Genomic DNA, 15,506 nt, shown 5'->3' with positions numbered 1-15,506 from the left:
AGGCTGATATCTGCGGGCCAAAGCGCTTTTAGACAAGGCCAGCTTCGCTGTCCAGAAACTGTGCAAGGAGATGTGCAAGCAGATCAGTAGGTTGCCGCAGTCGCGCAATCCCGGTTGAAAGCCGATGCCGGCCGCGTTGACAGGCTTGGCCAGGCTGTGGTCTTTACCTATCTGTATCGTACGGCCACGTCGGGAGAGACCGGCTTTAGGCAGCCGGCGCCGAAGGAGCAACCGCCCCGGAAACTCTCAGGCAAAAGGACCGCGTGGCTTTGACAACATCTGGAAAGAGGCGCCGACGGGGGTTAAGACCCGGACAGCGTCCGCCGACGGGATAATACTCTCAGGCACAGCGACAGATGGGGCTTCGATGGGTTGCTGCCGGGGAATCGTCCCCGGGGAACCGCCGAGGGCCCCTGTAATGCCTGCACCCGACGACCACGATTCCCTCCTCCGACGTACCCCGCTCCACGCCCTGCATGTGTCCCAGAGCGGCAAGATGGTGCCGTTCGCGGGCTATGACATGCCCGTGCAGTACCCTGCGGGCGTGCTGAAGGAGCATCTCCACACCCGCGCCTCCGCCGGCCTGTTCGACGTCTCCCACATGGGGCAGATCGCGCTACGGCCGAAATCCGGCAAGGTCGAGGACGCCGCCCGTGCGCTGGAGCGGCTGGTGCCGCAGGATATCATTGCGATTGCACCGGGACGGCAGCGCTACGCCCAGTTCACCAATGCGGATGGCGGCATCCTTGACGATTTGATGGTCGCCAATTTCGGCGATCACCTGTTCCTGGTCGTCAATGCCGCCTGCAAGGACGCCGACGAGGCGCATCTGCGCGTGCATCTCTCCGACGACTGCGTCATCGATCCCCTGGACGGCCGCGCGCTGATCGCGCTCCAGGGCCCGAAGGCGGAAACGGCGCTGGCGAAATGGTGTGCAGAGGCGCCGTCCATGAAATTCATGGATGCCGGCCCGCGCGAGGTCGCCGGCCTCCCCTGTTTCGTCTCGCGCTCGGGCTATACCGGCGAGGACGGGTTCGAGATTTCCGTGCCCGCTGGCGATGCCGAGCGCCTCGCCAAGACGCTGCTCGAAAACCCGGACGTGCTGCCGATCGGGCTCGGGGCCCGCGACAGCCTGCGGCTGGAGGCCGGGCTCTGTCTCTACGGCCACGACATCGACACCACGACCACGCCGGTCGAAGCCGCGCTGGAATGGTCGGTGCAGAAGAGCCGCCGCAGCGGTGGGACGCGCGCCGGCGGCTTCCCCGGCGCCGAGAAGATTCTCGCCCATTTCGACCAGGGTGCATCCCGCCGCCGCGTCGGCCTGCGCACTGAGGGACGCGCGCCGGTGCGGGAGGGCGCGCTGCTGTTTGCGGATGCGACGGCGGGCGAGCCGATCGGCAAGGTTACATCGGGCGGCTTCGGCCCGAGCCTGAATGCGCCGGTGGCGATGGGCTATGTGCCCACGAGCCAGAGCGCGCTCGGCACCAAGCTGTTCGCCGAGGTGCGCGGCCAGCGCCTAGCCGTCGAGGTCGCCGCCATGCCCTTCGTGAAAAACACCTACAAACGCTGAGGATTCGCCCATGACCACGACGCTGTACACCTCCGACCACGAATGGCTCGCCATCGAGGGCGACATCGCCACCGTCGGGATCACCGATTACGCGCAGCAGCAGCTCGGCGACGTCGTGTTCGTCGAGCTGCCCAAGATCGGCCGCGTGCTGAAGAAGGCAGAAGCCGCCGCGGTCGTGGAATCCGTCAAGGCCGCCTCTGACGTCTACGCGCCCGTTACGGGCGAGGTGCTCGAGACCAATCCCGCACTCGCGGCCGAGCCCGCGCTGGTGAACACGGATGCGCAGGGCGCGGCCTGGTTCTTCAAGATCAAGATTGCCGACAGAAACGAGCTCGGCGGCCTCATGGATGAGGCTGCGTACAAAGCGCATACGGCGTGAGATGAAGCAAGTAGCCGCCTCACACTCACTGTCATGCCTCGCGAAGGCGGGGCATCCAGTCGACGCAGCCGCTTCGGCTAGAGCCGAGGGGCCACGGCGTATTGGATCGTCCGCCCCTGTGCGCAAGTGCGCACAAGGCGGACGATGACAGCAACTCCTAGCGAGGACCCTATGATGACCGCGCACCGCAAATCCAACGGCGACACCGCCGCCAGCTTCGTTCGCCGCCACATTGGCCCCTCGACGCGCGACGTCACCGCAATGCTCGAGGCCGTCAGCGCCAAGAGCGTCGATGCGCTGATGGGGGAGACGCTGCCGGCCTCGATCCGGCAGGCCGCCCCGCTCGATCTCGGCAAAGCCTTGAGCGAAACCGAGGCGATCGCGCATATGGGCGAGCTCGCGCGGCAGAACCAGGTCTTCACCTCGCTGATCGGTCAGGGCTATTCCGGCACGATCCTGCCCGCGGTGATCCAGCGCAACATCCTGGAGAATCCGGCCTGGTACACGGCGTATACGCCCTACCAGCCCGAAATCAGCCAGGGCCGGCTCGAGGCGCTGCTCAATTTCCAGACCATGATCTGCGACCTCACCGGGCTCGACGTTGCCAACGCCTCGCTGCTCGACGAGGCGACCGCGGCGGCCGAAGCCATGGCGCTCGCCGAGCGGCACTCACAGGTGAAGGCAAAAGCCTTCTTCGTCGACAAGGACGTGCATCCGCAGACGCTCGCGGTGATGCGCACCCGCGCCGAGCCGCTCGGCTGGAGCCTGATCGTCGGCGATCCCCTCACCGATCTCGCTAAGAGTGACGTGCTAGGTGCGCTGCTGCAATATCCGGGCTCGTCGGGCGCGGTGCGGGACCTGCGTCCCGCGATCGCGACACTGCGCGCCAAGGGCGCGCTCGCGATCGTCGCCGCCGATCTGCTGGCACTGACGCTGCTCGCCTCGCCCGGCGAGCTAGGGGCCGACATCGCGATCGGCTCGGCGCAGCGCTTTGGCGTGCCGATGGGCTATGGCGGACCGCATGCGGCCTATATGGCGGTGCGCGACGCGCTGAAGCGCTCGCTGCCGGGCCGCATCGTCGGCCTCTCCGTGGATTCGCGCGGGATGCCGGCCTATCGCCTCGCCCTCCAGACCCGCGAGCAGCACATCCGCCGCGAGAAGGCGACCTCCAACATCTGCACCGCGCAGGTGCTCCTCGCCGTGATCGCCTCGATGTACGCGGTCTATCACGGCCCCGAGGGCCTGACGCAGATCGCGCAAAATGTGCATCGCCGCGCGACCGTGCTCGCCACCGGCCTGCGCAAGCTCGGCTTTGCGCTCCAATCGGAGACCTTCTTCGACACGCTCAGCGTCGATGCTGGCGCCAAGCGTGCCGAGATCATTGCGCGCGCGACCGCCGAGACAATCAATCTCGGCATCAGTGAAACCGCGCTTCGCATTGCGCTCGACGAGACCACGACGCCTGCAACGGTGGAAGCGGTTTGGCGCGCCTTCGGCGGCACACTTGCCTATGCCGAGATCGACGCCGAGACGCGCGAGGCGCTGCCGGACGACTTGAAGCGCACGACCGCTTTCCTCACCCATCCGGTGTTCCATGCGCATCGCTCGGAGACCGAGATGCTGCGCTACATGCGCAAGCTCAGTGATCGCGACCTCGCGCTCGACCGCGCGATGATTCCGCTGGGATCCTGCACCATGAAGCTGAACGCGACCACCGAGATGATGCCGCTGACCTGGCCGGAGTTTGCGACGCTGCACCCGTTCGCCCCGCGCGAGCAGGCCGCCGGCTATCACGCGCTGTTCGCGCGGCTTGAAAAGTGGCTGTGCGACATCACCGGCTATGATGCGATCTCACTGCAGCCGAATTCCGGCGCGCAAGGCGAATATGCCGGGCTGCTCGCGATCCGCGGCTATCATGCCGCGCGCGGACAGAGCCACCGCAAGATCTGCCTGATCCCCTCCTCCGCCCATGGCACCAACCCGGCCTCGGCCGCGATGGTCGGCATGGACGTGGTGGTGGTCGCCTGCGACAAGAACGGCGACGTCGACGTTGGTGATCTCCGCGCCAAGGCCGAGAAACATTCGAATGACCTCGCCGCTGTGATGATCACCTATCCCTCGACGCATGGCGTGTTCGAAGAGCACATCCGCGAGATTTGCGACATCGTCCATGGCCATGGCGGCCAGGTGTATCTTGACGGCGCCAACCTCAACGCGCAGGTCGGGCTGTCCCGGCCCGGCGATTACGGCGCCGATGTCAGCCACCTCAACCTGCACAAGACCTTCTGCATCCCGCATGGCGGCGGCGGCCCCGGCATGGGCCCGATCGGCGTAAGAGCTCATCTCGCCCCGTTCCTCCCCGGTCATCCCGCGACCAAGGCGGATGCACCCGTCGGCCCGGTGTCGGCCGCGCCGTTCGGCTCGGCCTCGATCCTCACGATCTCCTACATCTATATCTTGATGATGGGCGGCGAAGGGTTGAAGCGCGCGACCGAGATTGCGATCCTCAACGCCAATTACATCGCGGCAAGGCTCGATCCGCACTTCCCGGTGCTCTACAAGAACGCCAAGGGCCGTGTCGCGCATGAGTGCATCGTCGATCCCCGGCCGCTGAAGACGACCTCAGGCGTCACCGTCGACGACATCGCAAAACGCCTGATCGATTACGGCTTCCACGCGCCGACCATGAGCTTCCCGGTGCCGGGCACACTGATGATCGAGCCGACCGAGTCGGAATCGAAGGCGGAGCTGGACCGCTTCTGCGACGCCATGATTGCGATCCGGAAGGAGATCGCCGAGGTCGAAGCCGGCCGCTTCAAGATCGAGGCCTCGCCGCTGCGCCACGCCCCGCACACCGTGCACGACATCGCCGATGATGCATGGAATCGCGCCTACACCCGCAGCGAGGGCTGCTTCCCCGCGGGCACCTCGCGCAGCGACAAATACTGGAGTCCGGTGGGGCGCGTCGACAACGTCTATGGCGACCGCAACCTGGTGTGCTCCTGCCCGCCGGCGAGCGATTACGCGCAAGCCGCGGAGTAGCGGCTTACGGCGCGATCAACGAACGGGTCTCGGCGTCCCAACGCCAGAGCCGTTCGTTGGTCAGCTCGGTACCGCCCCACCAACGTGTGAGCGGGTTGTGGCGCCACAAATCGTCTTCGCGGGCTACAAGTGAACGCCCGAGCTCTGTCAGCGTGACCTTCCACTCGCTCTCGCCGCGGTAGCGGGCCTCATTGTCGAACGACGGATCGCCCAGCAGGACCGGGGGCGTCGAATGTTCCGCCAGTTCGATCAAGGCATCGCGCGCTTCGTGTTCTTCGAGCACATCGCGAAGCCACCTCGCGTCGCAGACGAGCCTCGGGTCGGTGTGGCCATCGTTCACAAAATCCAGCAAATCCGTTTCGCTGGCAGCGAGTCCCGTGACGCTGTCCGGAAGCTCTTCAAGCATTGCTATCAGTGCCGATCGAAGTCTGGGCAGGATCATCAGGTCCGTCATCAGCAGATCGAAACAGGGTTGCGGCGTGTCAGCCCGATAGGCTTGCCAGGCGCGACTCGCGGTCGTCACATGGTTCTCGGCCACCTTGAAGGCCGGCAGCTTCCATTTTGCGACCGACGGCGGAGCATAGTTCGCGATGATGTCGTCCGTATGCACGAGGCTCAGCTTGGTCGTGATTTCCTTGTAGGGACGAAGCAGGTCGAGCAACCAGACGAGCACGAGCTGATCGTTCGGCCGTGGGTCGGCCCATATTTCAATGGAGTCGAATTTCTCGCAGAGCTGGAAGAAACCAATATCCGGCGAACCGAAGCCCATCAGCCGATCTCGTCCCACCCCGTCGAGCCAATGATCGCCTCTTCTGGAATGCTTCGCGGAACGTGCCTCCAGCCCCACCGCGAGCTCCTCTTCGGACGGCAATTGGCCCCAGACGAAGCGAAGGGAAAAGCCGAGGGCGATGTTCGCCAGGTTAGAGCGGCCAAGCACGGCGGCTGCTCCATCGTTCGTCGTCAGGATCATATGAGACAAGATCGCCTCTCAAAATTGATGCGCAATACGGGAGCACACTGAGCGATACGCACGCGTTAGTCAGGCGCAATCAACAACCGGATTTCGCGATCCCAGCGCCAGAGCCGTTCGCTGGTGAGAAGCGTTCCACCCCACCAGCGGGGAACCGGATTATGGCGGTAGAAATCCTCCTTGCCTGCCAGCACCGCCTTTCCCAGATCTGTAAGCGACAAGCGGGATTGCTTGTATCGTGCGTGACGGAGAACATCGTCATGCATGTCAAGCGAGAATGGCCCCTCGTCCAGCCCGGACACAGCCGGCACCGGACATCGCGCCAGTCCATCGAGCAGCGCGCCCACTTCCCAGTAGTCGAAGACGCGACGCTCGTTGGGCTTCTGATGGCCTGGAAAGACGTCAAAGGGCAGCACGCCGCCGGGCGCGATCAATTCCAGAATTCGTGTTTCCGTCGCTCCAAGACCGGTTGTGACGTTCGGAAGCTCTTCGAGCAGGTCAACCGCGCAAGGCTCGAACTGCGGCAGCAAGCTCAAATCGGCCTTGAGCAGATCGAACCAGGCCTGCGGCGTCAGGGCGCGATAGGCCTGCCACGCACGCCCAGCCAGTGCGAGGTGATCTGCCGTGGGCCTAGCAGCCGGCGGGTTTAGCTTCGCAAACCGCTCCGGGTCGATACCCCCCAGGGCAATGTCGAGGTGACGTATCGCGAGCTTGGAGACTGCCGCTCTCTCACCGCCGCAACGGTCAAGCAGCCACAGCAAAATCAATTGCGCATTCGGCTCAGGTCCTGGCCATAATTCGACCGATTCGCATTCGGCCATCAGCTCGATCAATCCACGCCCCGTCATCCCCGATTCTTCAAGACGCCAGGATGGTGTGTCGTCCAGCCAATGGAGGCCATGCGGCTGCGTTGTGCGTGGCGCAAAGAACGCCTCGAGTTCGGCATCCGACGGCAGCGGTCCCCAGACCAGCCGATGCTCGATCGCAATGACAAGATCGGCGACACCGGCGCGTTGTATCCCGCCGGCAGTGGACGAGTCGGTTGTCACAATGAGCCGCGTCATGCCTCAGGGCCTCGTCAAACCAGGGCCGTACCGCCACAGCCGGTCGTTGGTCAGATGCGTGCCGCCCCACCAGCGATCGATCGGATTGTGGCGGCTGAAATCATCCTGATGTGCCAGGACAGCTTTACCGAATTCGGTCAGCGAAAGGCGGCTGCGCAGATAGACTTCATGCCGAGCCCTCAAATTCTTAAGGTCGATTGTGCGCAGTTCCTCGCCCAAACCGGCCACTGCGGGATTGGGGCCGAGCGCCAGCCCCTCGAGCAACCAACCCAGCTCGGTCTCTCCGAACACGAACGTGCGCCGATGCGAGCGCAGATGAAACAACGAATTCGTGTTCCCAAACCCTCTGGAAAGAAGCTCCAGAAATCGCATCTCCGTCGCACCAAGCCCTGTCGAGGGTGACGGCAATTCTGGCATTGAGCAAAGCCGGCCTCAGCATCGGTAATGCACTGAGGTCGCTGCGGAGGAGATTGACGCAGCTTTCCGGTGCCGGTTCGCAATAGGCCCGCCACGCCGCCTCGGCAGTCCCGAATTCCCTGGCAGTGACATTAAAGGCGGGAATATGCGACGCAGACTTTCCCAGGTTATCGCCTCTCATCCCGATTAGATCGTCCGCCACAAGGCGCATTTTGAGTTTTTGCGCCGGCCAGGAATGAGATCTGAGGTGATCGAGCAACCAAATAAGTTGCAACTGATCTTCGGGATTTGGATCGAACCAGAGTTCGATCACATCGTAAGGTTCGCAGAAATCGACAAGCGATAGATTTTTGCGACGACTCATGGCGCGAGGCCAATGGATGCCCCAGTCCGACCAGTGATCACCCGGCCCAAGAGTCTCCGAACGTGCCGCAAAATAGGCCGCACGCATTTCAGGTGGAGGCACGGGTCCCCACTGAAAGCGAAACGAGAACATTATGACGAATTCGGCCAGCCTCGATCTGGCGAGAGCAAAGCCCGACGAACTGGTCAGGATCAGACGCTTCATCACACTACCCGATCACGACAACACAAAACGAAACGGGCGCTGACGACGTCGGCAACTCAACGTCCTCAGCGCCCGCTCCTCGCGAAAATTCTTCGCGGTAAGTCTTACTCCTCCGTCGGCTCCTCGCCGTCGGCGTCGCGCTCGGGGGTGCCGGCGAGAATCTGCTCGGCGATCAGGCCGGAGTTCTGGCGGATCGAGGTCTCGATCTTGGCGGTGATGTCGGGATTGGCCTTCAGGAACGCCTTGGCGTTCTCGCGGCCCTGGCCGAGGCGCTGGCTGTCATAGGAGAACCAGGCGCCGGACTTTTCGACGATGCCGGCCTTGACGCCGAGATCGAGGATCTCGCCCATCTTGGAGACGCCCTCGCCGTACATGATGTCGAACTCGACCTGCTTGAACGGCGGCGCCAGCTTGTTCTTCACCACCTTGACGCGGGTGGTATTGCCGACGACTTCGTCGCGCTCCTTGATAGCGCCGATGCGGCGGATGTCGAGGCGGACGGAGGCGTAGAACTTCAGCGCGTTGCCCCCGGTCGTGGTCTCGGGCGAACCGTACATCACACCGATCTTCATGCGGATCTGGTTGATGAAGATCACCATGGTATTGGACTTGTTGATGGAGGCCGTGAGCTTGCGCAGCGCTTGGCTCATCAGGCGGGCCTGCAAACCCGGCAGCGCATCGCCCATTTCGCCCTCGAGCTCGGCCTTCGGCACCAGCGCTGCGACCGAATCGATCACCAACACGTCGACCGCGCCGGAGCGCACCAAAGTGTCGCAGATCTCCAGCGCCTGCTCGCCGGTGTCGGGCTGCGAGATCAGGAGCTCGTCGATGTTGACGCCCAGCTTGCGGGCATAGACCGGGTCGAGCGCGTGCTCGGCGTCGATGAAGGCACAGATGCCGCCCTTCTTCTGCGCTTCCGCCACCGTATGCAGCGCCAGCGTGGTTTTGCCCGAGGATTCCGGCCCGTAGATCTCGACGATGCGCCCCTTCGGCAGGCCGCCGATGCCGAGCGCGATATCGAGCCCGAGCGAGCCCGATGACACCGCCTCGATGTCCATGGACCGGTCGTTCTTGCCGAGCTTCATCACCGAGCCCTTGCCGAACTGGCGCTCGATCTGGGAGAGCGCGGCAGCCAGGGCTTTACTCTTGTCCATGGAAGATCCTTCGACGATACGCAGGGCAGTGGCGGACATTGGGTCGTGCTCCTTATGGCGAGGATTCGCTAGGGGGACAAACGATTGAGAGGCGGGCCGGCAATAAAAGCAATGTACCCCATTTGTTCTAGGTTCGCAATATGTTCTTTGCAAGAGTCCCTAATTCACTCTCCTGAATCGAAAAGGGGCCGCCTTTCAGCGACCCCTTTGCCGGTTGCAATCTCGTTTCGGGATGAAATGCCAGCCCCGGCGGGAGCCACCGTACCGGTATCACAATGCCAAGTGGATTCCGGGCAACTACCGTTCGTATTCCTGTCCTAATCTGCCCTTCCAGGATCTCTGGCCGTCACAAATCCTTAATCCTGAGGCACCGAACCTTTTCGCGGTTTCTGTGGTCTTCTTCGGGACGAGACTGCACCTCCGGAGCCTCTGCCCATACTGAAGACACACACCGCGACGCCATCAGGCGCAATCCACTCCTGAAGGCCGCGCAGGAGGAGATGATCAAGTTCGAGCGCAAGGAGAACGCGTTCCGCAAGAAGGACCGCGACGAGCGCGCCGCCGAGCTGCGGCTGCCCCTGGACGAGATCAAGCTCCACTAGCGCTCGCCAGGGCCCGCTGCGCACGGCTACCGTGAACCCGAAGGGACCAACATCGCGCGTCGGGATGCGCTTCTCGCTCGATTAAGGTATCGAAATACCTCATGTAAGTCATTGATGGAATGACGAAATCATCCCACGGCCTACTGTGCATGGGGTTGTTTTTCCATTTTTGAAGGACAAAGCGCCGGTTCATCATCGGCAAACCGCGACGATACGGACCCCGGTCGCTCCCCGCACCTGCGCTTGCGCTGCCTTACAGCACCGCCAGCAGCACGAGGCTGATCACCAGCACGACGAAGCCAGCCGCCGTCGCGGCGGCGAATGACCGCTCTACGTTATCCATGATGCCACCCCGTTGCCGCCGTGCCACGTTCCCCCATGGCGCGCCGGACGGTGTGGAATCTTGCCGACCCGTGTGTCGCCAGTTGTGCGGCCGGATGTCGAAATTGGGACAGGCGCGGGGCCAGTCTGCGGCCTCGCGACCGCGACTTTCACTGACACCCGTCAGGCGCGTGTCAGCCTGATCGCCTATTCTCGTCGTGCTCGGTGGACCAACACTGGGCCTCCATACCCGGCCGACGACCCCGCTCCCTCGAGCGGGGTTTTCTGTTTGCGGCCCATGGGCGAAGGCGATTACCGACCGGCCTCGATTTGGCCCTGTCAGGCTGTCGTAAGCCGAACCGGCTAGGGTCGCTTGGCTATGGTGTTGCAGCCCAGCACCTCAGCCTCCAATAACTTCCTCCCCGCTTGGCTCTCCCCAGGCGGGGTTTTTTCATGCCTGCCGGCCGGTTCGCAGGTCCTTCTCCTCGCGCGTCAGCCGCAGCGAGACGGCGCGGATCGCGGGCGCAGCCAGCAGCACGATCGGCAGCATCGCGGCCCATGCGATCAGCCACGACACCATCCAGTGCCCGAGGAAGACCATCGCGCTCCCCGCGGGAAGGCTCGCGATGCCGGCCGCGATCAGCGAGGTCAATCCGGACTGGATGATACCGAAGACGAAATGGGAGTAGCGGCGGGGAATGCCGAGCATGAGGCGCCCATGGTTTGCGTGCCGTCATGAGGCCAAGCAAGGCACATGCCGCCGGCGCGGTGGACTCCGTGGTTCTCCGACCATGAACAGAGTTCCCTTCCCGCGCGCGAGGCCACGATGGGTTTACCGGCAGATTTTGCTTGTCCCCGGAATATGATGGCGCCCAACATGCTGCAGGCATGGAAAGTGAATCGTGGGAGGTGACCATGAATCACAGGGGTGTCGAATTCACCGTCGCCAGGACGGCAATTCCCGGAATCTGGCACTGGCGATTCCGCATCGGCGAGCAGATCAAGACCGGCCGAACCGAGACGAAGATCGACCTGTTGGCGATTCGCCGGGTGCAGCCGCGCATCGACCGCGAGCTGAAGGCGATCGAGCGCAAGACGGCCTGAGCAAGACCGCCAGTGAGATCAGCGGCGGGTGCGGCGCCTCGCGAGGGGCATATCCCGTAGCCGCCCGGAATTGATCTGATCGGGGTTTGGGATTGCACTGCGCGCCCGTGGCCTTGGGGGTTGGGCCGTCACGCGTGATCGGTGCCAGCCATGCCGCTCTACTTCTTTCGAATCCGGAACGGCCGTTATTCCGGCTGCGCGGACCAGGCGAGCGAATTTGCCGATCGCGATTCGGCCTGGAAGGAGATGACCAGCGTCTGCGCCGACATGGCCGCCGGGATCGCCCGCAAGCTCCAGGAAAATTCCGAATGGCACATGGAGCTGCTGGACGAGGCCAAGGAGCCCGTATTCCGAATCCGCATCGTCGCAGAAACGCTCGAAAAGGTGAGACCCTAATCCGCGCTGGGCAGCCGCCGCATGGTGAATTCGATGTCGCCGCCGGGCAATTCGCGCCAGCTCTCGACTGCGCTCATATAGCCCGCCTTGGGGTAGCGGGCGAAGAAGGCCTCCGCCCTCGCCCGTGCCGCTGCGCGCGGCAGCGTGAAGGTCTCGCGCAGATAGCCGTCGCCGGTCGCGTGGTCTGGCTTGCCGCCCATCTTGCGCCGGCGCGCCATCCGTTCGGCGAGATCCCGCGGACGATCGGCCATGTGCCGCCCTCCTCTACGCAAATACGCTCTTGCGAGATGTAGGAGGCCTGTGGGGCAAAGAGGAGTCCCCGGCCGGAGGCGTCTACCGCCTCCGACCGGCGGAAGGTCAATTGGCAGCCGTGCCGGATTTCTTCTTCGGCGCACTGGTCGCGGCCGAGGCCTTCGGCGCCGCCGACTGCTTCGGCGGATCGGAGCGCATGCCGCCCCAGGGATCGTTGGAGGCCTTGGAGTCCGGAATCTTCTTCAGTGTCTCCTTGTAGGCCTTTTCACGTTCGGCTTCCGCGGCCTTCTCCTCGGGGCTCTTGCTCGGACCATCCTGCAGCAAATTGAGATTGGGCATTTGCGCATAGGCCGGTCCCGCCAGCACGGCCAGCACCGCGGCCAAACGGAAAAGCTTCATCATTCACTCCTTGATCATCCACGAAGCGCGGATCGCCCGCGCCTTGTCGTCCTTGTGGCGGCCGACCGCAAGCTCAGGGCCGCATAGCCGCTAGATCCGGTCCGATCTGCACGATTTCGGCGCATGCAGCCAGTCGTCCCAGATCGGGCCGCATCTGGTGCAGCCGTTCAGCGCAAGGCCGAGCGCGGCCAGACAAAAGACCAGGACACATCGACGCAACATCATCCACCCGTACCCAAGCAAGGCCATCATATCGGGCAAAGTCGGGCATTTTCAAGCCGACGCGGCCGGCAGCAGACCCGGTGACTTTGCCGCGCCGATGCGCGCAGAATGAGACGAAACATCCGGCAACAATGGAGGGAACGACAGCAATGCAAACGCAGCCAGACGCCGAGTTCGGCATCACCGATGCGAAACGCATCCTCGGCGAGGTCTTTGCACCCTGGGTCCAGGATCTCGACCTCTCGGTCGAGCGCATCGAGCACGCACAGCCAGCGAATGCGCCGGACTGGCAGCCGGGCGCGCTCCTGCGCATGCCGTTCTCGGAACGGCTGTGCCGGAACGGCGGCGTGGTCTGCGGCCAGGCGCTGATGGCGCTCGCCGACACCGCGATGGTGATCGCGATCCTCGCCGCCAACCGCGGCTATCGTCCGATGACCACGGTCGACCAAACCACGCATTTCATGCGCGCAGCCTCCTCGTCGGACGTGCTGGCGGACGCGCGCGTGGTGCGGCTCGGCCGCACCATAAGCTTCGGCCGCGTCACGCTGCTCTCGGCCTTCGACAACAAGCCGGTTGCGATCGTGTCGAGCGCGTTCGCGATGCTGCCAGGGTGAGCGCGCGCGATGTGAACGATCGTTCGCATCGCCTCCACAACACGATCATGATCGCGTGACACGATGGCGGCGGCGCCAGCGCAGGCCCGTGATCACAAGCGCGACGACCGCGAGCGCGATCGCCGAGGACGCCGCAAAGAAACGTCCACCGGGACGATCGACGGTGCGTGACCACAATGACGGTCCCTCGCCCGGCCGCGCCAGACGAAACGCAACGACGCTGTCGCCGATCGACGTGCCTGCCTCGGAGTGGCCGCCGGCGCCGATCGCGACATATTGCTCCCCCTGCCAGAGATAGGTCATGGGGTTGGCGACGCCCGGGACGGGCAACCGGCCCTGCCACAGCTCCCTGCCGCTCCGCGCATCGAAGGCGCGCAAATAGGCGTCCATCGCTCCGGTGAAGACGAGCCCGCCTGCGGTGACCGCGAGCCCGTTGACGAGCGGCGCGCCCCAGGGCAGCGGCACGCCGAGCGGCGCAAGATCCTCGGTGGTGCCGACCGTCGAGCGCCAGAGGATTTTTCCGGCCTTCAGATCAACCGCGACCATCTCGCCCCATGGCGGCTTGTTGCAGAGCAGGCCGAGCGGCGACGTCACCATGGCGCGCGTCATCGCGAACGGCGTGCCACGCTGCTGGCCGAAATCGTGACCGGGCGGCGGATTGAACCCGAAGGCGTCCGCGCGCGGAATCAGCTTGATGAGATGAACGGCGCGGCTGGTGTTGGCGTAGAGGACCTGGCTGACCGGATCGAAGGCCGCACTGCCCCAGTTCACCCCGCCACCGGTGAACGGAAAAAACAGCGTGCCCTGCACGGAAGGCGGCGTGAACAGGCCCTCATTGTGAGCCGCCGCGAATTGGCGCTCGCAGGACGAGCGACGCAGTGCAGGTATTAGCGAGAGCGCATCGTCGGTCGAGATCGTCTGCGACGTTAGTGGCGGTACATGCGTCGGGAATGGCTGCGTTGGTGATAGCGCTTCACCTTCCGCGCCGCCCTGCGGCACGGCGCGCTCCTCGACGGGCCACACCGGCTTGCCGGTGTCGCGATCGAGCACGAAGACGAAACCCAGCTTGGTCGGCTGGATCACGACGTCGCGCTCGCCATCACCAATGTCGAGGCGCGCCAGCGTCGGTTGCGCCGGCAGATCGTAGTCCCAAACGTCGTGATGCACGGTCTGAAAGGCCCATACGAGGTCGCCGGCCTCAATCTGCAGCGCGACTACCGAATTGGCGTGCTCGTTATTGCCCGGCCGCCTACCGCCCCAGAAATCCGGCGAGGGCGACGACGTCGGCAGGAACACGAATCCGCGCCTGTCGTCGACCGACATCGGCGCCCAGACATTGGCGTGACCGGCTTCGATGCCATCGCGCTTGAGCGGCTCGAAGGTCCAGCGTGGCTGGCCGGTTCGCGCATCGAACGCACGCACCTGGCCGCTCGGCGCGTCGACGCGGCGGTTGTCACCGATTGCAGACCCGACCACGACGACACCGCGGCCGACCGCCGGCGGCGAGGTGATCTGGAATTCGCCCGGCCATTCCAGGGTCATTCCGGTATCGAGCTTGATCTGCCCGCCATTGCCAAAACCGGCACAGGGAACGCCTGTCTTCGCATCGAGCGCGATTAGGCGGACGTCGTTCGTGCCCATGAAGATGCGCGCGCGGCAGGCAGCATCCGGCGGCGCCGTGTCGTCGACCCAATAGGTGACGCCGCGGCAGACATAGCGATTGGCCGGCCGCTGGTTGATCGCGATCTTCGGATCGTAACGCCATTTCTGCACGCCGGTGCCGGGATCGAGCGCGATGACCTCGTTGAAGGGCGTGCAGAAGATCAGGCTGTCTTCGACGAACAGCGGCGTCGCCTGGAATTTGGTTCGCCGCATCAGCTCGGGTGCGCGCGCTGTGAGATCGCCCGTGTGATATTCGAAGGCGCGGACGAGTTGGCCGACATTGCCGGGCGAAATCTCCCGCAATGGCGAGAAGCGCGAGCCGCCGGGATCGCCGCCCCAGCTCTCCCAGGCGAAGCATGGCGGCACGGCAAGCAACAGGAGCGTAACGAATGCGACCGCAGCGCGCAGGTGGATCCGCAACGCCCCGCCCCGTTCTATTTCGGCTTCTTGGTGGGCTCGCCAGGGCGGGCCCCGCCCCACGGATCGTACTTTTCCTTTGGCTCGGGAATGCGCTCGAGCGCAGCCTTGTAGGCCTTTTCGTCGACCTTGGGTTTGGTGTCAGCCGGCTTTGCACCCTCACTGGGCTGGCGCCGGCCCTGCGCCTCCGCCGATCCAGCTGCCAGCGCCAGCACCGCGGCCGCGATGACCAAAATCCTCATCCGTGCAATCCCCCTGATGTGGGATACAAACTAGCCCGCAATCCCGTATTCGCAAATGCCCCGGTTTCCGCGTCTTCAGCAAATTTTGAACGGAGCGGACTTCGCCGGATC

General features: G+C 64.1%; 15 protein-coding genes and 1 riboswitch. Of the genes, 6 read left to right on the top strand and 9 right to left on the bottom strand.

The window, feature by feature from the left end; translation table 11 throughout:
* Positions 1–180: 180 nt before the first annotated feature.
* A riboswitch (glycine riboswitch) is annotated at positions 181–271 on the top strand.
* Positions 272–418: 147 nt separating this feature from the next.
* The 3 genes from gcvT to gcvP all read left to right on the top strand — a co-directional run bounded on the left by gcvT (position 419) and on the right by gcvP (position 4,991).
* Positions 419–1,570 carry a glycine cleavage system aminomethyltransferase GcvT gene (gcvT, locus tag IVA91_RS04925; protein ID WP_247418766.1) on the top strand — a complete coding sequence of 384 codons (1,152 nt, stop codon included), beginning with the start codon at positions 419–421 and terminating at the stop codon, positions 1,568–1,570.
* Positions 1,571–1,580: 10 nt separating this feature from the next.
* Positions 1,581–1,949, top strand: a complete 369-nt coding sequence (gene gcvH, locus IVA91_RS04920) for a glycine cleavage system protein GcvH (protein ID WP_247280671.1) — start codon at positions 1,581–1,583, stop codon at positions 1,947–1,949.
* 174 nt (positions 1,950–2,123) lie between these two features.
* A complete protein-coding gene (gene gcvP, locus IVA91_RS04915; protein ID WP_247418803.1) occupies positions 2,124–4,991 on the top strand; it encodes an aminomethyl-transferring glycine dehydrogenase in 2,868 nt (955 codons plus the stop codon).
* A 4-nt stretch (positions 4,992–4,995) separates the two neighbouring features.
* Here the strand turns inward: gcvP and IVA91_RS04910 are convergent, their stop codons facing one another.
* The 5 genes from IVA91_RS04910 to IVA91_RS04890 form a co-directional block, all read right to left on the bottom strand.
* Positions 4,996–5,961, bottom strand: a complete 966-nt coding sequence (locus IVA91_RS04910) for a hypothetical protein (protein WP_247418764.1) — start codon at positions 5,959–5,961, stop codon at positions 4,996–4,998.
* Positions 5,962–6,026: 65 nt separating this feature from the next.
* Positions 6,027–7,025 (bottom strand): hypothetical protein, encoded by a 999-nt coding sequence (locus IVA91_RS04905; RefSeq protein WP_247451532.1) that lies wholly within the window; start codon positions 7,023–7,025, stop codon positions 6,027–6,029.
* A gap of 3 nt (positions 7,026–7,028) precedes the next feature.
* Positions 7,029–7,397: a hypothetical protein gene (locus IVA91_RS04900; RefSeq protein WP_247418758.1), complete on the bottom strand. Its 369-nt coding sequence runs from the start codon at positions 7,395–7,397 to the stop codon at positions 7,029–7,031.
* Positions 7,398–8,114: 717 nt separating this feature from the next.
* Positions 8,115–9,203 (bottom strand): recombinase RecA, encoded by a 1,089-nt coding sequence (recA, locus tag IVA91_RS04895; RefSeq protein ID WP_247280668.1) that lies wholly within the window; start codon positions 9,201–9,203, stop codon positions 8,115–8,117.
* Positions 9,204–10,538: 1,335 nt separating this feature from the next.
* Entirely contained in the window at positions 10,539–10,796 is a 258-nt protein-coding gene (locus tag IVA91_RS04890; protein WP_247418756.1) for a DUF2798 domain-containing protein, read from the bottom strand.
* A 206-nt stretch (positions 10,797–11,002) separates the two neighbouring features.
* On the opposite strand from IVA91_RS04890, the gene IVA91_RS04885 reads away from it, so the two are divergent.
* Positions 11,003–11,191: a hypothetical protein gene (locus IVA91_RS04885; protein ID WP_247418755.1), complete on the top strand. Its 189-nt coding sequence runs from the start codon at positions 11,003–11,005 to the stop codon at positions 11,189–11,191.
* Between the two features lie 150 nt (positions 11,192–11,341).
* Positions 11,342–11,587 carry a hypothetical protein gene (locus IVA91_RS04880; protein WP_247280664.1) on the top strand — a complete coding sequence of 82 codons (246 nt, stop codon included), beginning with the start codon at positions 11,342–11,344 and terminating at the stop codon, positions 11,585–11,587.
* Here the strand turns inward: IVA91_RS04880 and IVA91_RS04875 are convergent.
* Complete coding sequence (locus tag IVA91_RS04875; protein ID WP_247280663.1) at positions 11,584–11,838, bottom strand: hypothetical protein; 255 nt, start codon at positions 11,836–11,838, stop codon at positions 11,584–11,586. The two genes, IVA91_RS04880 and IVA91_RS04875, sit on opposite strands and share 4 nt — an antisense overlap.
* A gap of 106 nt (positions 11,839–11,944) precedes the next feature.
* Positions 11,945–12,238 (bottom strand): hypothetical protein, encoded by a 294-nt coding sequence (locus tag IVA91_RS04870; protein WP_247280763.1) that lies wholly within the window; start codon positions 12,236–12,238, stop codon positions 11,945–11,947.
* Between the two features lie 371 nt (positions 12,239–12,609).
* On the opposite strand from IVA91_RS04870, the gene IVA91_RS04865 reads away from it, so the two are divergent.
* Entirely contained in the window at positions 12,610–13,074 is a 465-nt protein-coding gene (locus tag IVA91_RS04865) for a PaaI family thioesterase (RefSeq protein ID WP_247418753.1), read from the top strand.
* 45 nt (positions 13,075–13,119) lie between these two features.
* On the opposite strand, the gene IVA91_RS04860 is transcribed toward IVA91_RS04865, so the two are convergent.
* On the bottom strand, positions 13,120–15,114 hold the full coding sequence (locus IVA91_RS04860) for a pyrroloquinoline quinone-dependent dehydrogenase (RefSeq protein WP_247418802.1): 1,995 nt from the start codon (positions 15,112–15,114) through the stop codon (positions 13,120–13,122).
* Positions 15,115–15,170: 56 nt separating this feature from the next.
* The gene (locus IVA91_RS04855) at positions 15,171–15,395 is read right to left on the bottom strand and encodes a hypothetical protein (protein ID WP_247280661.1); all 225 of its coding nucleotides are present in this window, start codon (positions 15,393–15,395) and stop codon (positions 15,171–15,173) included.
* Positions 15,396–15,506 lie beyond the last annotated feature (111 nt).

The sequence above is a fragment of the Bradyrhizobium sp. 153 genome, assembly GCF_023073835.1.
Taxonomy (GTDB): Bacteria; Pseudomonadota; Alphaproteobacteria; order Rhizobiales; family Xanthobacteraceae; genus Bradyrhizobium.
The sequence above is the reverse complement of the archived record's forward strand: the minus strand, read 5'-3'. Positions and strand labels throughout refer to the sequence as shown.